Annotated in this window: 17 protein-coding genes; 1 reads left to right on the top strand and 16 read right to left on the bottom strand. The window is 67.2% G+C overall.

The features are described 5' to 3' along the window. Positions 1 to 132: 132 nt before the first annotated feature. The 12 genes from QO259_RS05420 to QO259_RS05365 form a co-directional block, all read right to left on the bottom strand. A complete protein-coding gene (locus QO259_RS05420) occupies positions 133 to 825 on the bottom strand; it encodes an urease accessory protein UreF (RefSeq protein WP_285952737.1) in 693 nt (230 codons plus the stop codon). Beyond that, on the bottom strand, positions 822 to 1,406 hold the full coding sequence (gene ureE / locus QO259_RS05415) for an urease accessory protein UreE (protein ID WP_285952088.1): 585 nt from the start codon (positions 1,404 to 1,406) through the stop codon (positions 822 to 824). The genes QO259_RS05420 and ureE overlap by 4 nt, the downstream gene beginning before the upstream one ends. 73 nt (positions 1,407 to 1,479) lie before the next feature. Further along, complete coding sequence (gene ureC / locus QO259_RS05410) at positions 1,480 to 3,183, bottom strand: urease subunit alpha (protein WP_035469468.1); 1,704 nt, start codon at positions 3,181 to 3,183, stop codon at positions 1,480 to 1,482. Beyond that, on the bottom strand, positions 3,180 to 3,509 hold the full coding sequence (locus tag QO259_RS05405; protein WP_207034796.1) for an urease subunit beta: 330 nt from the start codon (positions 3,507 to 3,509) through the stop codon (positions 3,180 to 3,182). The genes ureC and QO259_RS05405 overlap by 4 nt, the downstream gene beginning before the upstream one ends. Before the next feature lie 9 nt (positions 3,510 to 3,518). Then, complete coding sequence (locus QO259_RS05400; RefSeq protein WP_285952087.1) at positions 3,519 to 3,896, bottom strand: urease subunit gamma; 378 nt, start codon at positions 3,894 to 3,896, stop codon at positions 3,519 to 3,521. Beyond that, positions 3,869 to 4,786, bottom strand: coding sequence for an urease accessory protein UreD (locus QO259_RS05395; protein ID WP_285952086.1), 918 nt, complete (start codon positions 4,784 to 4,786; stop codon positions 3,869 to 3,871). Before QO259_RS05395 ends, QO259_RS05400 begins: the two co-directional genes overlap by 28 nt. Then, positions 4,783 to 5,478 carry an urea ABC transporter ATP-binding subunit UrtE gene (gene urtE, locus QO259_RS05390; RefSeq protein ID WP_285952085.1) on the bottom strand — a complete coding sequence of 232 codons (696 nt, stop codon included), beginning with the start codon at positions 5,476 to 5,478 and terminating at the stop codon, positions 4,783 to 4,785. The genes QO259_RS05395 and urtE overlap by 4 nt, the downstream gene beginning before the upstream one ends. Next, the gene (gene urtD / locus QO259_RS05385; RefSeq protein ID WP_502949132.1) at positions 5,472 to 6,335 is read right to left on the bottom strand and encodes an urea ABC transporter ATP-binding protein UrtD; all 864 of its coding nucleotides are present in this window, start codon (positions 6,333 to 6,335) and stop codon (positions 5,472 to 5,474) included. Before urtD ends, urtE begins: the two co-directional genes overlap by 7 nt. Next, positions 6,332 to 7,393, bottom strand: a complete 1,062-nt coding sequence (gene urtC, locus QO259_RS05380; protein WP_285952084.1) for an urea ABC transporter permease subunit UrtC — start codon at positions 7,391 to 7,393, stop codon at positions 6,332 to 6,334. Before urtC ends, urtD begins: the two co-directional genes overlap by 4 nt. After that, complete coding sequence (urtB, locus tag QO259_RS05375; RefSeq protein ID WP_285952083.1) at positions 7,390 to 9,018, bottom strand: urea ABC transporter permease subunit UrtB; 1,629 nt, start codon at positions 9,016 to 9,018, stop codon at positions 7,390 to 7,392. Before urtB ends, urtC begins: the two co-directional genes overlap by 4 nt. A 113-nt stretch (positions 9,019 to 9,131) precedes the next feature. Then, positions 9,132 to 10,439: an urea ABC transporter substrate-binding protein gene (urtA, locus tag QO259_RS05370; protein ID WP_233076692.1), complete on the bottom strand. Its 1,308-nt coding sequence runs from the start codon at positions 10,437 to 10,439 to the stop codon at positions 9,132 to 9,134. Positions 10,440 to 10,789: 350 nt separating this feature from the next. Next, positions 10,790 to 12,589: an acyl-CoA dehydrogenase C-terminal domain-containing protein gene (locus QO259_RS05365; protein ID WP_285952082.1), complete on the bottom strand. Its 1,800-nt coding sequence runs from the start codon at positions 12,587 to 12,589 to the stop codon at positions 10,790 to 10,792. Positions 12,590 to 12,990: 401 nt separating this feature from the next. Between QO259_RS05365 and QO259_RS05360 the strand changes: the two genes are divergently transcribed. Continuing rightward, positions 12,991 to 14,625 carry a BCCT family transporter gene (locus tag QO259_RS05360; protein WP_207034803.1) on the top strand — a complete coding sequence of 545 codons (1,635 nt, stop codon included), beginning with the start codon at positions 12,991 to 12,993 and terminating at the stop codon, positions 14,623 to 14,625. Positions 14,626 to 14,835: 210 nt separating this feature from the next. On the opposite strand, the gene QO259_RS05355 is transcribed toward QO259_RS05360, so the two are convergent. From QO259_RS05355 to serS, 4 genes are all read right to left on the bottom strand, one after another. Further along, positions 14,836 to 15,561: a 3'-5' exonuclease gene (locus QO259_RS05355; RefSeq protein WP_502949131.1), complete on the bottom strand. Its 726-nt coding sequence runs from the start codon at positions 15,559 to 15,561 to the stop codon at positions 14,836 to 14,838. Further along, complete coding sequence (locus tag QO259_RS05350) at positions 15,558 to 17,498, bottom strand: putative nucleotidyltransferase substrate binding domain-containing protein (RefSeq protein WP_285952081.1); 1,941 nt, start codon at positions 17,496 to 17,498, stop codon at positions 15,558 to 15,560. Before QO259_RS05350 ends, QO259_RS05355 begins: the two co-directional genes overlap by 4 nt. Before the next feature lie 277 nt (positions 17,499 to 17,775). Beyond that, positions 17,776 to 18,630, bottom strand: a complete 855-nt coding sequence (gene cobA / locus QO259_RS05345; RefSeq protein WP_285952734.1) for a uroporphyrinogen-III C-methyltransferase — start codon at positions 18,628 to 18,630, stop codon at positions 17,776 to 17,778. Positions 18,631 to 19,219: 589 nt separating this feature from the next. Next, entirely contained in the window at positions 19,220 to 20,497 is a 1,278-nt protein-coding gene (serS, locus tag QO259_RS05340) for a serine--tRNA ligase (RefSeq protein WP_285952733.1), read from the bottom strand. Between the last annotated feature and the right edge of the window lie 47 nt (positions 20,498 to 20,544).

Raw genomic sequence — 20,544 nt, 5'->3', positions numbered from 1 at the left:
CTCTCCTTTGGTCTTCGCGCCGCCCCATCCCGCCACGGCGCGGCGTATCTATTCCAGGTAAAACCGCACATCCCGGATGAAACCTCGGTATGACAGCGGGTAAGCCCCGGAAGGCTTATCCCGATGCCGACATCAGCTGCGAAACAGTCGCGAGTACTGCGTCTCGTGCAGCGCGCTGGCCAGGGCCAGCCCCGGCAGCGCCGGGCCCAGATCCTCGTCGCCGAGCGCGGCGGCACGCGTCACCGCGGCCGCCAGCGCCGGACGCAGCCGCTCCACCAGCCGCTGGGCCGCGGTCTGCCCCAGCGGTAGCGCCTTGCACGCCGCCGCCAGCTGGTTCTCGAGCCAGGCCCAGGCGAATCCCAACTGGGCATCCGCCAGCGCAATGCCGCGTCGCTGCGCCGCCCAGGCGAACAGCGTGACGTAGGTGGGCGTCGGCGGCAGCCAGCCATCTTCCGGCAGCAGCCCCAGGTCGCCGAGCAGGCGCGCCAGCGACTGCCCCAGACGCAGATCCTCTTCGGCCAGCTCATGGGTCTCGCGGTTGGCCAGCAGCCAGTCGTTCCAGTCCGCCAGCGCCGCGCGGTCTCCCCTCTCCCAGGCTTGCCACAGGCGTTCGAGCAGCGGCAGTTCGCAGCGGGTCAGGCCATCCTCGAGCACTCCGTCGAGCCAGGCACCGAGTGTCGCTTCGTCCTTCACCCAGCCGAGTTCAAAGGCGCTTTCCAGCCCCTGCGACCAGGCGAAGGCGCCGATCGGCAGCGCCGGGCTCACCAACTGCAACAGGCCCAGCAGCGCCAGCGGCGAGCGTGTCGACTCTTCTGCCACGCTCAGTGCTCGTGGCCGCGACCGCGCGGCACGAAGTCATAGACCAGGGCACCCCCGGCGACCCCGCGCTCGGACGCGTGATCGTGCGTGTGACCGTGATCATGTCCATGCCCGTGACTGTGAGCGTGACCATGGCCATGCGCGTGGCCTTCGGCATAGGCCCCGGACTCGGGGTCGAAGGGCGCACGGTGGCGCTCCAGGGTCGCCCCCAATCGGGTCGCCAGCGCCTCCAGCACATGGTCGGGAGGAAAGCGCACCCAGCCGCACTCCTCCTCGGCACCCAGCGCCAGCTGCACATGGCGGTTGCCCAGGTGGTAGCAGAGCCGAGCCAACGCCAGCGTGCCCTCGACCCGGGCGGTGACCACCGGCTCGTCGGCGGCGCGCACCGCGATCACCTCACCGCTCTCCGCGCGCAGCAGCGCACCGTGGCGCAGCACCGGGCCGCGGTCGAGAAACAGCCCCAGTTCGCGTCCGCCATCGCTGGTGGCCTTGAGGCGCCCGCGGCAGCGCAGCTCGAAGGGGAGCGTGACGCTGTCGTCGGCGACGATGTCGCAGGCCGCGTCCAGGCGCTCGATCAACTTCAGCATCGTGTCGTCCTTTTCATTCTCATCAGAGCAGATTCCCCAGCAGAACAGACTGGCTGTCAGAACAGACTGGCTGTCAGAACAGATGGTAGCGCTGGGCCAGCGGCAGCGTGACCGCGGGCTCGCAGGTGAGCAGTTCGCCATCGGCGCGCACCTCGTAGGTCTGCGGGTCGACCTCGAGCTGCGGGCAGGCGTCGTTGAGTTTCATGTCACGCTTGCGCACACCGCGCACGTCCTGAACCGCGACCAGCCGGCTGGCCAGACCCAGGCGCTCGCCCACCCCCGCCGCCAGCGCCGCCTGGCTGACGAAACTGACTCGGGTGGCGCTGGCCGCACGCCCGAAGGCGCCGAACATCGGCCGGTAGTGCACCGGCTGCGGCGTCGGGATCGAAGCGTTGGGGTCGCCCATCGGCGCCGCCGCGATCATCCCGCCCTTGAGTATCAGTGCCGGCTTGACGCCGAAGAAGGCCGGGTCCCACAGCACCAGGTCGGCCAGCTTGCCGACCTCCACCGACCCCACCTCGTGGCCCAGGCCGTGGGTCAGCGCCGGGTTGATGGTGTACTTGGCGATATAGCGCCGGGCACGGAAGTTGTCGCAGCCGCGCTCGGCATCCTCCGCCAGTAGCCCGCGCTGCACCTTCATCTTGTGCGCAGTCTGCCAGGTGCGGCAGACCACCTCGCCGACCCGACCCATGGCCTGGGAGTCGGAGGCGATCATCGAGATCACGCCGAGATCGTGGAGGATATCCTCGGCGGCGATGGTCTCGCGGCGGATGCGTGAATCGGCGAAGGCCACGTCCTCGGGGATATTGGGGTCGAGATGGTGGCACACCATCAGCATGTCGAGGTGCTCGTCGACGGTGTTCACGGTATAGGGCCGGGTCGGGTTGGTCGACGACGGCAGCACGTAATCCTTGGAACAGGCGGTGATGATATCCGGCGCATGGCCGCCCCCGGCACCCTCGGTGTGATAGGTGTGGATACCGCGCTCCTTGAACGCGGCCAGGGTGTCCTCGACGAAGCCGGACTCGTTGAGGGTATCGGTATGGATCGCCACCTGGACGTCGTAGCGCTCGGCCACGCTCAGGCAGGTATCGATGGAAGCCGGCGTGGTGCCCCAGTCCTCGTGCAGCTTGAGCCCGATCGCCCCGGCCACGATCTGCGCCTCGAGCGCCTCGGGCTGGCTGGCGTTGCCCTTGCCAAGCAGGCCGATGTTCATCGGCAGGGTGTCGATCGCCTGGAGCATCTTGCCCAGGTGCCACTCCCCCGGAGTACAGGTGGTGGCGTTGGAGCCGGTGGCCGGCCCGGTGCCCCCTCCGAGCATGGTGGTGACCCCGCTCATCAGCGCCTCCTCCACCTGCTGCGGGCAGATGAAATGGATATGCGCGTCGATCGCGCCGGCGGTGAGGATCTTGCCCTCACCGGCGATCACCTCGGTGCCCGGGCCGATCACGATGGTCACCGCCGGCTGCACGTCGGGGTTACCGGCCTTGCCGATGGCGGCGATTCGCCCCGCCTTGAGGCCGACATCGGCCTTGACGATCCCCCACCAGTCGAGGATCAGCGCATTGGTGATCACGGTGTCCATCACCGCCTCGTCGCAGCGCTGGCTCTGGCCCATGCCGTCACGGATCACCTTGCCGCCGCCGAACTTCACCTCGTCGCCGTAGTGGGTATGGTCCTGCTCGACTTCGATCCACAGCTCGGTATCGGCGAGCCGCACCCGATCGCCCACGGTGGGGCCATACATGTCGGCATAGGCCTGACGTGAAATTTTCATGCTTCATCCTCCACGGCATCGTCCAGCCCACCCATGACCTCGCCGCGGAAGCCGTAGACATGCCGCCGGCCGGCGAACGGCACCAGCGTCACCGCCCGGCGCTGACCCGGTTCGAAACGGATCGCCGAGCCCGCCGGCACGTCGAGCCGATAACCCCGCGCGGCGCCACGATCGAACTCGAGCGCCGGATTGGTCTCGGCGAAGTGGTAGTGCGAGCCGACCTGGATCGGGCGGTCGCCGCGGTTGCCCACCGTCAGGGTGATCGTGTCGCCCCCTGCGTTGAGCTCGATGTCGCCGTCCTGCAACTGGTATTCACCGGGAATCATGGCCGCCCCTCATACGATGGGTGAATGCACGGTCACCAGCTTGGTGCCGTCGGGAAAGGTCGCCTCCACCTGCACCTCGGGGATCATCTCGGCGACCCCCTCCATCACGTCGTCGCGGGTCAGGATCTCGCGGCCGTAACCCATCAGCTCGGCCACGCTGCGCCCGTCGCGGGCGCCTTCGAGAATCTCGAAGCTGATCAGCGCCACCGCTTCCGGGTAGTTGAGCTTGAGCCCGCGCGCGCGGCGGCGCTCGGCCAACTGGGCGGCGGAGAACAGCAGCAGCTTGTCTTTGTCTCGGGGGTCAGTTCCATCGCCTCGTCTCCTGGGCTTGCGGGCGCCGGGCGCCCTTGGTCGTTGTCTCAGGTGCGCCAGATGCGCGGCTCGCACGCCTCGCGCGCGGCGAGCAGCGGGCGCAGCGTGTGCCAGGCAGCCTGGCAGTAGTCCCAGGCCTGATTGCGCGAATCGCCCAGATAGCGCAGCAGCAGTACGCCAAGACGCTGGGTGACGGCCCACTGCGGGGCCGCCGGCAGCGCCTCGCGCAGCGCCGCTACCGCCACCTCGGGGGCCGCCAGTCCGGCCGCCCACAGGGTTGCCTGGACGCTCGCCCCGCCCTGTCCCCAGCGTCCCTGGAAGCGCGCGTGGTGTGGGTCGAGCGGCTGGCGCTCGAGCCACAGCGGGCGGCCGTCGCGGGTCAGCCGAAAGCGCTGCTCGATGGCACCGCTGACGAACGGCTGCGCGCCCACCGGGCGCCCCAGCGCCATCACCTCCCAGCCCAGACAGCGGGCATCGCCAGTGAGCGCGACCGTGGTGCTCTGCACCCCGCGCGAGCCGTCGAAGGCGATGGTCTCCTGAGGTAGCCACTCGAGCAGCCCGCCGGCGTCGACCTGCAGGTGATTGCGCTGCTGCCAGGTCACGCCCTGGCTGTCGGCGCGGTAGAGCTTGGTCGCCGCCGGCGTGGTCAACAGCGCGTGGGCGTCGGCCTCCACCGCGATCTCCACCGCCAGGGCATCACCGCTGACCAGCCCGCCCGGCGGGTGCAGCAGATAGACGTGGCAGGGCTCGACCAGCGCCGGCCGCAGCGGCTCGGGGTAGAACGGCCGCTGCACCCGCAGCGGCCCGCTGTGGTGCGCCCGGGTCAAACGGGTACGTCCGGCGTGGGCGGTCTCGCGGCGGTCGAAGGCGAGCGCCAGCCGCGCCTCCCAGCGGCGCCCGGCGTCGAAACGGTGGCCGGAGTCCGCGGGTGGCGGTGGGCTTGGCGGTGCGGGGTCTGCGCTCATACCGTGAGATGTCGCCGAATCAGGTCGTCGTCGAGATCGGAGATGTCACCGCTGGCCACGGCCTGGCCCCGATCCATGATCATGAAGCCGTCGGCGTAGCGGCGCGCGAACGGCAGTTTCTGCTCGACCAGCAGCACGGTCAGCCCGGCCTCGCGGTTGAGCCGCCGGATCACCTCGCCGATCTGGGCCACGATATTGGGCTGAATGCCCTCCCCCGGCTCGTCGAGGATCAGCAGCCGCGGGTCGAGCACCAGCGCGCGCCCGATCGCCAGCTGCTGCTGCTGGCCGCCGGAGAGGTCGCCTCCGCGACGATAGCGCATCTCGCGCAGCACCGGGAACAGCTCAAAGATACGCTCGGGAATGCGCCGCTGGCGATCGCGCCGCGCCGGCAGGCCGATACGCAGGTTCTCCTCCACCGTCAGCGTGGCGAAGATCTGCCGACCCTGGGGCACATAGCCGATCCCCAGACCGGCACGCGCCTCGGCGCGCCGCGGCAGCAGCGGCTCACCATCGAAGTGGATGGTGCCGGCGCGGGCACTCACCTCACCCATGATGGTCTTCAACAGCGTGGTCTTGCCGACCCCGTTGCGCCCCATCACGCAGGTGCAGCGCCCGGCCGGCACCGTCAGCGACAGACCGCGCAGGATATGGCTCTCGCCGTAGTACTGATCGAGGTTGTCCACGCTCAGCATGCGTTCGTCTCCTCGTCGCCGCCCAGATAGACCTCCACCACCCGCGGGTCACTGGACACCTGGTCCAGACTGCCCTCGGCCAGCACGCTGCCCTGGTGCAGCACCGTGACCTTGCGTGCGATCTCGCGCACGAAGCCCATATCGTGCTCGACCACCACCACCGACTGCTGCCCCGCCAGCCGCGTCAACAGCTCGGCGGTACGCTGCATCTCCGGCTCGGTCATCCCGGCCACCGGCTCGTCCACCAGCAGCAGACGCGGGCGCTGCATCAGCAGCATGCCGATCTCCAGCCACTGCTTCTGGCCGTGAGAGAGCACGCCGGCGAGCCGGTGCCGCTCGCCGCTCAGCCCGATGGTCTCCAGCACCTCGTCGATGCGCGCCTGGCCGGCACCGTCGAGACGCGCCAGCAGGGTCCGCCACACGCGGCGGTCACCCGCCATCGCCAGCTCCAGGTTCTCGCTCACGTCGAGCGCCTCGAACACCGTCGGCTTCTGGAACTTGCGCCCGATGCCGAGATTAGCGATCCGCGGCTCGTCCAGGGTCAGCAGGTTGTGCCGGCTGCCGAACCACACCTGGCCGCTGTCCGGGCGTGTCTTGCCGGTGATGATATCCATCATGGTGGTCTTGCCGGCGCCGTTGGGGCCGATGATGCAGCGCAGCTCGCCGTCATCGATCGTGAGGTTGAGCCGATCGATGGCGCGGAAACCGTCGAAGCTGACGCTGACATCTTCCAGGTAAAGAATCGGCCCGTGACGGACGTCCACCGGCGACTGCGCCGGCAGCATGAAGTCGAACACCCGGTCGGGGCGCGACAGCTCGCGCAGCTGCTGCACCCGGGTGCGTACGCTCTGGCTCATGTCGCCCCCTCCTGCCGATGCCGCCATGCCAGCACGCCGGCGATCCCCCGCGGCAGCGCCATGGTCACCACCACGAACAGTCCGCCGAGCAGGAACAGCCAGGCGTCTGGCATCGCGCCGGTGAGCACGGTCTTGAGATAGTTGACCACCAGCGCTCCGAGCAGCGCACCGAACAGCGTCGCGCGCCCGCCCAGCGCCACCCACACCACCACCTCGATCGAGAACAGCGGCGCGAGGGTGCTGGGGTTGATGATGCCGACCTGCGGCACGTAGAGCGCCCCGGCGACCCCGGCGAGCATCGCCGAGACCACGAACAGCGACAGCTTGACGTGCTCGACCCGATAGCCGAGAAAGCGTACCCGCGCCTCAGCGTCACGGGTCGCCACGGCAACCCGCCCCAGCCGCGAGACCACGATCGCCCGACACAGCCAGAACGCCAGCAGTACGGCAATGCCGGAGGCCAGGAACAGCGCCACGGTCATGCCGTCACTGGCCAGCCGAAAACCGAGCAGCTCGCTGAAGCGCGTCAGTCCGGTGCTGCCGCCCATCCCCATCTCGTTGCGGTTGAATGCCAGCATCAGGGCAAAGGTCAGCGCCTGGGTGATGATCGAGAAGTAGACCCCGGTCACCCGCGAGCGGAAGGCGAGCCAGCCGAACGCCAGTGCCAATAATCCCGGCGCCAGCACCACCGCCAGCGCCGCCAGCGGGAAGCTCGCCAGCAGCCCTTGCCAGCCGGGCAGTGCCGTTCCTTGGGCATTGAGATAGAGCCCCATGGCATAGCCGCCAAGGGCGAAGAAGGCGCCGTGGCCAAGGCTCAAGATGCCCAGATAGCCCCAGATCAGATCCACCGCCAGCGCCAGCAGCATGTAGGTGAAGTACTTGCCCAGCAGCGCCACCGTGGCGCTGCTCACATGCAACGGATGGGCCGCGGGTAGCGCATGCAGGACCAGCACCAGCGCCATGCCGACGATCAGCAGCGCCGAGGTGATCAGCGTGGCACGGGAGAGAAACACCTGGCGCGAGCGATCCCGCCTCGGCTCGAGGGTTGCGTGGCTCATGACACCCTCCCCTTGGGCGCGAAGATCCCCTGCGGGCGCTTCTGGATGAACAGGATCACCCCGACCAGCACGATGATCTTGGCCAGCACCGCCCCGACCCACGGCTGTAGCACCTGATTGATCACCCCCAGCGACATGCCGGCGACCAGGGTGCCCCATAGATTGCCGACGCCGCCGAACACCACCACCAGGAAGGAGTCGACGATATAGCCCTGGCCCAGGTTCGGCCCCACGTTGGTGAGCTGTGACAGTGCCACCCCGGCAAGCCCCGCGACCCCGGCGCCGAGACCGAAGGTGAGCATGTCGACCCGCGCCGCGCGCACGCCCATCGCCCGCGCCATGGCGCGGTTCTGGGTCACTGCGCGCACCTCCAGACCGAGCCGGGTATAGCGCATCAGTGCCCACAGCGCGGCGAACACCAGCAGGCAGAAGCCGAGCACACCGAGACGATTCAGGGTCAGCGACAGCGCATCGTTGATCTGCCAGGCGCCCTGCAGCCACTCCGGCGACGCCACCCTCCGGTTGAGCGGGGAGAACAGCGTGCGCACCAGCTGCTGCAGGATCAGGCTCAGGCCGAAGGTCGCCAGCAGCGTTTCCAGTGGTCGACCCTTGAGAAAGCGAATCACCGTCCGCTCGATCAGCACGCCGAACGCCCCGGCGACCAGAAAGCCGCCGGGGATCGCCAGCAGCAGCGCCAGCCCCGGCTGGCCCGGCAGCGCCTGCTGGATAAGCCAGGTGGTATAGGCACCGAGCATGATCAGCTCGCCATGGGCCATGTTGATCACCCCCATGACGCCGAAGGTGATCGCCAGACCGATCGCCGCCAGCACCAGGATCGAGCCCGCGCTCAAGCCGAAGAACAGCGTCTGCGCGCGGTCGTACCAGGCACGCTTGCTTTCGATGCCGTCGAGCACCTGCTGCGCCTGACTGGCAAGTTCACCGTCACCCGCGGCGACCGTGGTCAGCGTATTGCGCACACGCGTATCGAGATTGCCCTTCAGGGTCTTGAGCGCGGTAGCGTCACCCTGCTGCACGCGGTAGAGCGCCAGCGCGATATCGAGCCGGTCGCGAACCGTCGCACTCTCTTCCCGCTCGCGGCTCGCGCGCACGCTCTCGACATTGTCGGCGTTCACATCACCAATCAGCCGATCCGCCGCCGCCAGGCGAGACCTCTCGTCACCCTCGGCGAGAGAGAGCGAGGCGATCATGCCCTGGAGCTGGGTGCGCAGATCGTTGTTGATCTTGAAGATATCCACCGTGCGCCGTGAGCCGCTGCCGGCCTCGGCAAAGGTGATCGCATCGATCAGCGGCCACTCACGGCCGCTGTCGTCGGTGACGATATAGAACTGCTCGCCGCGGCGCTCCTTGCCCAGACGGCCATCGAGCAGCGCCTGCAGCCAGCGCGTCTTCTGACTCGCCTGGCTGTCGGCGATCGCCTGGGCGGCCTCGCCCTTGGCCTCGAAACTGCGCGTATCGAGCGCTTGCAACAGCGCTCTGGCCTGGGGCTCGCCGACCGCCGCCGATGCCGTGGTAGCCAATGCCGCGCACAGCAGCAGGCCGAGCAGCAGCGAGTGGCAGATCCGGCGAGCGCACTGGCGGCCTCCGGCGTGGAAATTCATCATCATGATGGAACGCTCATGCTGCGTTACCGTTGGCCCCGCGCCATCCGGTGGACGGCGCGGGCACGTGCTCGGGCGGTGAGCGCCGCGGCATGGCCGCGGCCCGGCACCGCCTCCGATCAGTTGGCCCCTGCACCGTCCTCGCAGACCATGCGCTCGACATCGAGCTTTCCGCAGCGCAGCGGCGCGCGCCAGTCGCTGATCAGGTTCTTCGACGCCGGCAGGTAGTCGGACCAGGCATCACCGGCCACCGTGGTCGGGGTCTGCCACACCACGCTGAACTGACCATCGTCCTGGATCTCGCCGATCATCACCGGCTTGGTGATGTGGTGATTGGGCATCATCGTCGCCGCACCGCCGGAGAGGTTGGGCACGGTCACGCCGATGATCGCGTCCTTGACCGCGTCGACATCGGTGGTACCGGCCGACTCGACCGCCTTGAGCCACATGTTGAAGCCGATGTAATGAGCTTCCATGGGGTCGTTGACCACCGCGTCCTTGTTGCCGGTATAGGCGACCCAGGCGTCGATGAAGTCGTAGTTGGCGTCGCTGTCGACGCTCATGAAGTAGTTCCAGGCGGCCAGATGGCCAACCAGCGGCGCGGTGTCGATGCCGGTCAGCTCCTGCTCGCCGACCGAGAACGCCACGACCGGGATGTCCGAAGCCTTGATCCCCTGATTGGCGAGTTCGTTGTAGAACGGCACGTTGGCATCGCCATTGATGGTCGAGACCACCGCGGTCTTCTTGCCCTGACTGCCGAAATCCTTGACCCGGGAGACGATCGACTGCCAGTCGCTGAAGCCAAACGGGGTGTAGTTGACCATGATGTCGTCGTCTGCGACGCCATGGTCCTTGAGGTAGGCCTCGAGGATCTCGTTGGTGGTGCGCGGATAGACGTAGTCGGTACCCAGCAGCGCCCAGCGCTCGACGCCCTGCCCCATCAGATAGTCGACCGCGGGGATCGCCTGCTGGTTGGGCGCGGCGCCGGTATAGAAGATGTTCTCGGAGGACTCCTGGCCCTCGTACTGCACCGGGTAGAACAGCAGCCCGTCGAGCTCCTCGACCACCGGCAGCACCGCCTTGCGCGAGGCCGAGGTCCAGTTGCCGAAGATGACATCGACGCGCTTGTCACCGGTGAGCATGCTGCGCGCCTGCTCGGCGTAGCGCGACCAGTCGGAGGCCGGGTCCATCACCACCGGCTCCAGTTGGCGCCCGAGCAGCCCGCCGGCCTTGTTCTGCTGATCGATCAGCATCAGCATCTCGTCTTTCAGCGTCGATTCGCTGATCGCCATGGTGCCGGAAAGGGAGTGGAGGATACCGACACGGATCGGGCCATCGTCGGCCGCCAGCAGCGGCGCCGAGAAACCTGCCAGCGTGGTGGTGAACACGGATGTCGCGATCAGTTTGCGTAGGGCTGTTGTTGTCATGAGACGCTCCTGAAGGATCCCTGGTTCGGTGACCGGCGCCGCCGGCGCACCCTGCCCCTACCCTCATGCATTTTCCGTGCCCTTTTTTGCCTCCATGGATTTTTCGTATACAAAAATAGCCTCGAAACGCACCTTCAGCGCGCGCCCGAGCCGCCCGCCCAGCCCCTCATGGCGCTCGACCACTCCCGCTCGTCACACGAATTCCTGAAGCAGGACAGTGTGTTGGCTCCCCCTCAAGACGAGCCGCCAGATGCACCATGATGGAGACAAAAAAAGGCACTCGTATCACGAGCGCCCCAAAAGCGTGCAAACCACTGATCGAAACTCGCTGGCGCCAGCGCGCCAGTTCATCAGAAACGCAGCTCATCCATGGCCATCAACCCCGCCGCCCCTGCTTCGAGCTGGCGTGCGTGGGTCTCGCTGCGCGGCAGCAGGCGCTCGAGGAAGTGCTGCCCCACGATCAGCTTGTCGCGGTAGTCGGCCTCACCCAGCGCACCGCCCTGGTCGAGCCCACGCACCGCCGCGCGAGCCGCCTTCCACCACATCCAGGCGTAGACGCTGAGACCGGTGAGCTGCAGATAGTCGTGGGCCGCCGCGCCGGCCTCGGCCGGATCCTGCGCCGCGCGATCGAGCAGTTGACGGGTCGCCTGTTCCAGCCGCGTTGTGGCAGCCTCGGCAGCGGCATGGAAGGGCCGCAGACGCGTGTCATCGGCGGCGCCGTCCTCCAGGTCAGCGCGCAGGCGCCCCAGCAGACGCTCGACATAGGCGCCGCCGTTACGCACCAGCTTGCGCCCGACCAGGTCCATCGCCTGAATTCCATTGGTGCCTTCATAGATCATGGCGATACGCGCATCGCGCACGAACTGCTCGGCGCCCCACTCGACGCAGTAGCCGCTGCCCCCATAGAGCTGCTGCGCTTCGACCGTGGCTTCGAAACCACGATCGGTCAGGAAGGCCTTGGCTACCGGAGTCAACAGCGCGACCATCTCCTCGGCACCGGCGCGGGTCTCGGCCTCCGGGTGGTAGCGGGCACGGTCGAGCTCGCGGGCAACGAAGGCCGCGAACAGCCGTCCGCCCTCGTTCCAGGCGCGCACGTCCAGCGCCATGCGGCGCACGTCCGGGTGTACCAGGATCGGGTCGGCGGGCTTGTCCGGCGCCGCCGCGCCGCCGGGCGCACGGCTCTGCAGGCGCTCGCGGGCGAAGTCGATCGCGCTCTGATAGGCGATCTCGCCCAGGCCCAGACCCTGCATGCCGATCGACAGCCGCTCGTAGTTCATCATCGTGAACATCGTCGCCAGACCCTGGTGCGGCTCGCCGATCAGCTCCCCCCGCGCCGCCTCGAAGTGCATCACGCAGGTGGCGCTGGCCTTGATCCCCATCTTGTGTTCGAGACCGCCGCAAACCACGCCGTTGGCCTCGCCGACCTGCCCCTCGTCATCGACCACGCGCTTGGGCACCAGAAACAGCGAGATGCCCTTGGCGCCCGGCGGCGCGTCGGGCAGCTTGGCCAGCACCAGGTGAACGATGTTGTCGGTGAGATCGTGCTCGCCGCCGGTGATCCAGATCTTGCTGCCGGTGATGGCGTAGCTGCCGTCATCGTTGGGCGTCGCGCGGGTCTTGATCAGACCCAGATCGGTACCGCAGTGGGGCTCGGTCAAGCACATCGTGCCCAACCATTCGCCGGCGTAGAGCCGCGGCAGATAGCGCGCCCGGGTCGCCGCGTCGGCGTACTGATCGAGCAGCAGCGCGGCGCCGTTGTTGAGCGCCAGATAGAGCGCGAAGCTCGAGTTGCTGGCATAGAGCATCTCGTCGAAGGCCAGCGTGAGCAGCTTGGGCAGGCCCTGACCGCCCAGCGCCGGGTCACCGGCGAGCCCGCACCAGCCGCCCGCGGCGAACTCGGCGAAAGCCTCGCGGAAGCCCGCCGGGGTGGTCACCCGTGAACCGTCGAACTGGCACCCCTCGGCATCGCCGCTGGCATTGAGCGGCAACAGCTCGGCGCTGACCAGCCTTCCGGCCTCTTCCATCACCGCGTCGGCGAGTTCGGCGTTGAGCTCGGCTGTCGCCGGCATCGCCGCCCATTCACGCTCGGCGGCGAAGACCTCTTCGCGCACGAAACGCAGATCGTTCAACGGGGCTCGATAGTGTGCCATGACCTCTCCTGCGGCGAATGTCGAATGCAGCCAGTTTCAAACGTTCGTTTCAATATACGTCGAATAGCGTGCGTACTGCACTCTGACCTTGGTCTAGCAGGCTGCGCGAGCGCCGCTATCCAGACAATCGCGATCTCGTTCCACACGCCCTGCGACCTTGGTATAGACGCTGTGCGGCCCGGCGTCGCGGGCAGATACGTCGCGCGCGCGCCGGGGACGGTTGGAAGCACCGACTTGATTCAGGATAATTACAAAACTTGCACGTTCGTGACGATCCGCCAGACTAGAGGCGCAATGGCGCATCGCCGCGACCGCCAGCGAGTCAATAACGGGACGCGATCTCGCCACGCCCTGAAGGCGTGGCCCGATCCGTCATGTGGTAATCATTAGGGAGACGGCTAGTGGCTCAAGAAGATCCTAACAAGCAGCCGGCCGCGCCGCAGGAAGGCGTACCGGCCCCCGAGGGACCCTCCAATCTGATCGATACCGATTACGTGATCGGTCAGGACAACATCAGGACCAACAAATTCGGCTTCGACGTCGACCTGCACGGCAAGGTCTTCTCGATCTCGTCGCTGCTGATCCTGTTCTTCGTCATCATCACCCTGGCGCTGCCAGAGCAGATGGGGCCGATCTTCAACGGGGCAAGGAGCTTTCTCACCGACAACCTGAGCTGGCTGTTCCTGTTCGCCGCCAACGTCTTCGTGCTGGTCTCGGTGGGGCTGATCTTCACCCCGCTGGGCAAGGTGCGCATCGGCGGCATGCACGCCAAGCCCGACTTCAGCTATGCCGGCTGGTTCGCGATGCTGTTCGCCGCGGGCATGGGCATCGGCCTGATGTTCTACGGCGTCTCCGAGCCGATCACCCACTTCGGCACCTCGCTGGCCGGCGACTCCTGGGCACCGCTGGGCGGCGCCGCGGGTAATGACGCCGCCTCCCAGTCGCTGGCCATGGCCGCGACGATCTTCCACTGGGGCCTGCACCCCTGGGGCATCTACGCGGTGGTCGCGCTGTCGCTGGCGCTGTTCTCCTTCAACAAGGGGCTGCCGCTGACCATGCGCTCGATCTTCTACCCGATCCTGGGTGAGCGCATCTGGGGCTGGCCGGGCCACATCATCGACATCCTGGCGGTCTTCGCCACGCTGTTCGGCCTGGCCACCTCGCTGGGTCTGGGCGCCTCCCAGGCGGCCGCTGGTCTGCACTATCTGTTCGACGTGCCCAACACCAACGTGACCATGGTCCTGCTGATCATCGGCATCACCCTGGTGGCACTGGGTTCGGTCATGCTGGGCGTGGACAAGGGCGTACAGCGGCTGTCGCAGATCAACATGGCGCTGGCCTTCATCCTTCTGGTGTTCGTGATCTTCGTCGGCCCGACCCTGCTGCTCGCCACCGGCTTCGTCGAGAACATCATCTCCTACCTGAAGTATCTGCCGGCACTGTCCAATCCGTTCGGCCGCGAAGACACCAACTTCGTCCACGGCTGGACCGCCTTCTACTGGGCCTGGTGGATCTCCTGGTCGCCGTTCGTCGGCATGTTCATCGCCCGCGTCAGCCGTGGCCGCACCGTGCGCGAGTTCCTGATCGCGGTACTGCTGGTGCCCACGCTGGTCTCGGTGATCTGGATGACCGCCTTCGGCGACACCGCTATCCACCAGCTGGTCGGCGATGGTTTCCAGGGGGTCAAGGATGCGGCGCTGGAGCTGCAGCTCTTCACCATGCTGGGCCAACTGCCGCTGACCGCGATCACCTCGTTCCTGGGTATCGTGCTGGTGATGGTGTTCTTCATCACCTCCTCCGACTCCGGGTCGCTGGTGATCGACTCGATCACCGCCGGCGGCAAGGTCGACGCACCCAAGCCGCAGCGCGTGTTCTGGGCGCTGATCGAAGGCGCCATCGCCATCGCCCTGCTGCTGGGCGGCGGTCTGACCGCACTACAGGCGGCGGTGATCACCACCGGCCTGCCCTTCACCATCGTCTTGCTGGCGGCGTGCTACGCCATCATCCAGGGTCTGCGCTCCGAACCGCGCACCTGAAGCCAGTGCTGTAAACGCAACGAGCGGCCCACGGGCCGCTCGTTGTCGTTCTGATGTCTATCGTTCTGATGTCTATCGTTCTAGCACTCGCCGTTCTGGTACCGATTGCCGTGCCAGAGCCGCGAAAGAACCCACCGCCTCAGCGCACCTGACGCGCTCTCCCCGCTGCCAGCACATCGCCTCATCTCCCCGCTGTCAGCACACCACACGTCAGCGCCAGAGCGCGCCGACCGGGGTTTCCCAGCTGTAGTGATAGAGAATCTGCGCCTGCAGCAGCTCCGCCGTGGCCAGCGAATCGATCAGCGCATGGTGCCCGGTATACGCCGGCAGGTTGTAGCGCTGACGGCTCTCGTGCAGGCGGATCGAGGCCACCGGTCGTCCAGCCCAGCGGCGCAGACGCGCCCACCACGACTGGCGGTGGATGCGCGCCTCCAGCGACATGGTGTCGAGCATCGGAAACAGCAGCCCCTCGCCGAGGCGTTCCCGGATCGCGGCATCGAGGAAGGTGCGCTCGAGCTGACGGTAATGAACCACCACCAGCCGCCCGTGCAGCATCTCCAGCAGCTCGTCGATGATGGCGGAGAAGTCGGGCGCGTTCTCCACTTCGGCGTGGGTGATATGGTGGAAGGTCACCGACTCGTCGCTCAGCCGCCGTCGTGGCGACAGCACCCAGTAGCGCCCTTCGGCGGGCCGGATGCGCGCCAGGGTGAACGGCACCACGCCGACACTGACGATATCGTGACGCCCGGCGTCGAGCCCGGTGGTCTCGAAGTCCATGGCCACCAGCGGCGCCTCGCCGATCGGCATCTCGGGGTCGAGTCCACCGCCGGCGAAAAAGCCTGCCAGGCGCGTGTCCTTGGCCTCTGTGGCGCGCGCGGCAAGATAGCGTGGCCAAGCTTCCAACTGGCGCCGGCGCACCTTGGGCACCCGCCTCACGATGCGGTCTCGCCGCGCTCGGCACCCTGGCTCCGCGATGCCCCCTTGCCGGGCAGGGTATAGCGGAAGGAGAGAAACTTCTGCGCGTGGCTGATCGCTTCGAAGGCGTCCTTGAGGTGGTGGCGCTCGCGACTGCCCACGTGCTCGGGGTCGACGCTGTTGTCCGGCTCCTGCCCGTGCTCGATCGCTTCGGCCTGGTGACGGATTCGCACCATCGACAGGAACTCGAAGGCGTAGCGCAGCCGTTCAGCGACCCCCTGCCCCACCAGCTTGGTAGCGGCGATATCGTCGAGACGGGCGAAGGTGTTCTGGGACTTGGAGCCGCAGGCCAGCGCATGTACGCGCACCAGATCGGTCAGCGGCGCGGTGCCGCGACGCTTCAAGTTGATCGACTTGCGGTGCTCGCCGTCCTGCTCCATCACGAACTGGCGGAAGAAGCCCAGTGGCGGCGTGCGGTTCTTGGCGTTGCGCGCCAGCGCGGCGAGGAACAGCTCGCTGCGCGGCGCCTGCTCGGCGATCAGGTCCTGCAGCGCCTCGACCATCGGTGCTTCGCCGTGGACCGGCGCCAAGTCGAAGAAGATCGAACTGTGCAGCAGACGCTCCGGGTTGGGCTCGCGCATCCACTTCTCGAAATAGCGCTTCCACACCGCCAGCGGCTGGCGCCAGCGCGGATTGGTGGCCATGACGTCGCCCTTGCAGTAGGCGTAGCCGCAGCCGGCGAGACCGTCACAGACGAACTTGGCCAGCGCTTCGAAATAGTCGCCGTGCTGCTCGGGGTCGTAGGCGTCGTCGAGCACCAGGGCGTTGTCCTGGTCAGCGTTGATGGTCGGCTCTTCCCGCGCCATCGATCCCAGGACCATGAAGCAGTATGGCACCGGCGGCGGCCCCAGCTCGGCCTCGGCGAGCTCCAGCAGGCGCTGGGTGAAACCGCGCCCGATGGTCGCCAGGGCGCGGCTGATCATCTCGGAGTTGGCGCCGTCGGCGACCATGCGCACGAAGCCGTTGCGCACCTCGGTGGAGAGCCGGGAGAGCTGGGTCGGGGTGTTCTGGACGAAGATATTGTTGACCAGGAACAGGCTGCTGTGGGTCTCGTGGCGGACGATGTCGGAGAGGTGCAGGATGCCCATGGGCTGGCGGCGGTGCAGCACCGGCAGGTGGTGCACCTGATTGCGCAGCATGCACAGCATCGCCTCGTAGACCGACTCGTCGGACTGGATCACGATCGGCCGCGACGACATCACCTCGCCCACCGGAGTCTGCGGCGACTTGCCCTCGGCCAGCACGCGGGTGCAGAAATCACGATCGGTGAGGATGCCGTTGAGCTTCCAGTGGCGACCGTCGCGGCCGACGAAGGTATAGGGGGATTGCGACTCGGTGAGGTCCACCACCAGCACACAGGTGGTGTTCTCGTCACGCATGCGCTGAGCCGCTGCCTGCAGCGTGGTGTCGGCCTCCACCATCTGCGGCTGGCGCGTGATCAGCTTGCGCACGCGGGTGGTCATGAGACCGCTGTCGTCGCGCTGCTGCTGCACCGTGACCTTGAGCCGCCCACCGGTATCGACGAACTCGGAGAAGTCGTCATCCGCCTCGCAGATCTCGTCGAAGATATCCGCCGGCACGAAGTAGATCAGGGTGTCCTCGATCGCCCGTACCGGATAACGTACCCGGCGCTGATGCAGCAGATCCGAGTAGCCGAAGATATCGCCCTCGCCCAGCCGGTTGAACAGCCGCCCGCTACGCTGGTACATCTCCACCGCGCCGCTGCGGATATACCACAGCGAGTCGATCGGCTGATCCTTGGAGAGCAGCTCGCTACCGGCCTGGAAGTAGCGAATCTCGATCGACCCGGCGATACGGTCGAGCAGATCGTCCGAGAGATGGTCGAAGGGCGCGAACTGTGCCAGATGGCCGCGGATGTCCAACTGCTCGATATTCATGGCGGCCTCCCGGCCCAACAGCGTCGTCTGCCTGCATTCTCGAAGCGCCGGGCGGTGGCGTCAACGCACAGTGGCCGATGTCCCGTGCCAATCGCCCGGTGGCTCAGAGGGTGTTTACAAATTCGTCGAGCGAAGGCAAGACCGGGGCGCGTAGCTAAGGCAAAATCGGTCGAAAAAGCGGAGTTTACATAGAGTAAATGAGTATTTTGACCGGGCTCGCGTACGAGGCCGATTTTAACGCCGTATTGCCGAGCGCAGGCATTTTGTAAACACCCTCTCAGGCGCTGTCCGCGCGGGAGAGCGGTGTCGGATGCTTGCCCTCGACCCAGCCCAGGGCACCGCTGGCGGTGGGCTGGAACCAGGCGAGACGCGACGCCAATGTGACCACGCTGCCGATCACGATCAGCGTCGGCGGGCGCGGCGGGTCGTCGGCAAGACTCGCCGGCAGAGTGTCGAGGGTGCCCAGATGCACGCGCTGGCTGGCGGTGGTGCCCTGCTCGACCAGCGCCAGCGGGGTCTGGGCATCGAGACCGTGGGCAACGAGCTGATGGCGGATCAGATCGAGGGCGCCCAGGCCCATGTAGAACACCAGCGTCTGATCACCGCGGGCCAACGCCGGCCAGTCGAGATCGCAGCTGCCGTTCTTGAGGTGGCCGGTGACGAAGCGCACCGACTGGGCGTGGTCGCGGTGGGTCAACGGAATGCCGGCGTAGGCGGCGCAGCCCGAGGCCGCGGTGATGCCGGGCACCACCTCGAAGTCGATCCCGGCTTCGGCCAGCGTCTCCAGCTCCTCCCCACCGCGGCCGAAGATGAACGGGTCGCCGCCCTTGAGACGCACCACCTCGTGCCCTGCCCGCGCCCACTCGACCAGCGCCTGATTGATCCCCTCCTGGGGTACGCTGTGCCGCGAACGCGCCTTGCCCACATAGAAGCGTCGCGCCTCGGGGTTGGCCAGCGCCAGGATTTCCTGGCTGACCAGACGATCGTGGACGATCACGCTGGCGTGCTGCAGCCGCTTGAGCGCGCGCAGGGTCAGAAGCTCCGGGTCACCCGGCCCCGCCCCCACCAGAGCCACCCGACCACGGCGCCAGGGTGAGTCCGCCTCGCGCTCGGCGACCGCGTCGACATCGATGCGTGGCGGCAGCCTGGCACTGGAGAGCGCCGGCCAGCCACGCACGTGGACCAGCGCACCGGCCGCCCGTGCGGCCTCTGCTAGTTGGCGGTCCTGCTCGTGCTCCCCCGAGGCGATCAGCCACAGCTCTCCCGCCGCTGGTGCCGGCACTGCCGCCGCGTGAGACCATCCCTGCTGCGCGCACAGCGCGGCCAGCGCCGGCATCGGCGCGGCGGAGTGCAGCGTCAAGCCCACACCGCTGCCCGCCACTTGGCGGGCGAGCGCGAGTGCCTCGCTGCCGCCGCCGATCAGGCGCAGCGTCAGTTGGGAGGGGTCTAGCTGGAGCGTCAGAGAGGGCGTCACGAATCACCGTCGGGTCGAGTGGAGCCGGGCCAGGATGGCCGGGGTCGGCGCGACTCCGTGTCAGCCGGCGCCGCAGCGCCTTAGAACCGGATACACCATTTAACCCCAATGCTTATAGCCAAATTCTAGGGGTGCCTCGAAGGATCCCGAAGGAACGCTTTCTTGTAGCGTTATAACCAACTTGCCATATCATCGCCGACGATCCAGGTGGCAAGCGGCGGCCGGTCACCGGCCGCCAGCGGTGCCATTACTCGGCGTTGATTTGGGCGATGCCGCCAAGGTACGGGCGAAGCACCTCGGGCACATCGATGCTGCCGTCGGCGTTCTGGTAGTTCTCCATCACCGCCAACAGGCAGCGCCCCACCGCCAGGCCCGAGCCGTTGAGGGTGTGCACCAGCTGCGGCTTCTTCTGCTGCGGATGGCGGAAGCGCGCCTGCATGCGCCGGGCCTGGAAGTCCTCGCAGTTGGAGACCGAGGAGATCTCGCGGTAAGTCTCCTGGCTCGGCAGCCACACCTCGAGGTCGTAGGTCTTGGTCGCGCCAAAGCCCATGTCACCGGCACACAGGGTGACCACCCGGTAGGGCAGCGCCAGCGCCTGCAGGATCGCCTCGGCATGGCCGCGCATGGTCTCCAGCGCGTCGTAGCTGGTCTCCGGGTCGACCACCTGGACCATCTCGACCTTGTCGAACTGGTGCTGGCGAATCATGCCGCGGGTATCCCGACCATAGGCGCCGGCCTCGCTGCGGAAACAGGGGGTGTGTGCGGTGAGCTTGAGCGGCAGCTGGGCGTGATCGAGAATCTCGTCACGCACGAAGTTGGTCAGCGGCACCTCGGCGGTCGGGATCAGGTGGTAACCGCTCTCCTCGAGACGGAACAGATCCTCGCCGAACTTGGGCAACTGGCCGGTGCCCATCAGCGAGTCGGCGTTGACCATATAGGGCACGTAGCACTCTTCGTAGCCGTGCTCGAGGGTCTGCTTGTCGAGCATGAACTGCGCAAGCGCCCGGTGCAGACGCGCGATCGGCCCGCGCATCACGGCGAAACGCGAGCCCGTGAGCTTGGTCGCCAGCTCGAAGTCGAGATAGCCGAAACGTGCGCCCAGGTCGACGTGATCGCGCACATCGAAATCGAAAGCCCGCGGCGTGCCCCAGCGGTGCAGTTCGACGTTGTCGTCTTCGTCGGCGCCTTCGGGTACGCTAGCGTGCGGCAGGTTGGGTAGCCCCGCGATCAGCGCATCCCACTCGCTCTGCACCTCGGCCAGCTGGGTCTTGGCGCGGTCGAGCTCGTCGCCGAGCTGGCCGACCTCGTCGAGCAGCGGCTGGATATCCTCACCCGCCGCCTTGGCCTTGCCGATTGCCTTGGAGCGCACGTTACGCTCGTTCTGCAGCTGCTCGGTTGCGGTCTGCAGTTCGCGGCGCCGGGACTCGAGCGACTCGAGCGACGCGGTATCGAGCGTGAAGCCGCGCAGGGCCAGACGTTGAGCGACGAACTGCGGATCACTCCGCAACAGCTTGGGATCGAGCATGGTGGCGTTCCGTTGATTGACGTCTTCGAGGGTCAGCGCGACACGTG

It is taken from the genome of Salinicola sp. JS01 (assembly GCF_030284585.1).
GTDB lineage: Bacteria > Pseudomonadota > Gammaproteobacteria > Pseudomonadales > Halomonadaceae > Salinicola.
Note: the sequence above shows the minus strand (reverse complement) of the source record. Positions and strands in the feature narration are given on the sequence as shown.

Coding starts and splice junctions, on each gene's coding strand:
- urtB (WP_285952083.1), bottom strand. CDS start 9,018: ATGATGATGAATTTCCACGCCGGAGGCCGCCAGTGCGCTCGCCGGATC.
- QO259_RS05365 (WP_285952082.1), bottom strand. CDS start 12,589: ATGGCACACTATCGAGCCCCGTTGAACGATCTGCGTTTCGTGCGCGAA.
- urtE (WP_285952085.1), bottom strand. CDS start 5,478: ATGCTGAGCGTGGACAACCTCGATCAGTACTACGGCGAGAGCCATATC.
- QO259_RS05405 (WP_207034796.1), bottom strand. CDS start 3,509: ATGATTCCCGGTGAATACCAGTTGCAGGACGGCGACATCGAGCTCAAC.
- ureE (WP_285952088.1), bottom strand. CDS start 1,406: ATGCTGAAGTTGATCGAGCGCCTGGACGCGGCCTGCGACATCGTCGCC.
- urtC (WP_285952084.1), bottom strand. CDS start 7,393: ATGAGCCACGCAACCCTCGAGCCGAGGCGGGATCGCTCGCGCCAGGTG.
- ureC (WP_035469468.1), bottom strand. CDS start 3,183: ATGAAAATTTCACGTCAGGCCTATGCCGACATGTATGGCCCCACCGTG.
- QO259_RS05350 (WP_285952081.1), bottom strand. CDS start 17,498: ATGAATATCGAGCAGTTGGACATCCGCGGCCATCTGGCACAGTTCGCG.
- urtD (WP_502949132.1), bottom strand. CDS start 6,335: ATGAGCCAGAGCGTACGCACCCGGGTGCAGCAGCTGCGCGAGCTGTCG.
- QO259_RS05395 (WP_285952086.1), bottom strand. CDS start 4,786: ATGAGCGCAGACCCCGCACCGCCAAGCCCACCGCCACCCGCGGACTCC.
- urtA (WP_233076692.1), bottom strand. CDS start 10,439: ATGACAACAACAGCCCTACGCAAACTGATCGCGACATCCGTGTTCACC.
- serS (WP_285952733.1), bottom strand. CDS start 20,497: ATGCTCGATCCCAAGCTGTTGCGGAGTGATCCGCAGTTCGTCGCTCAA.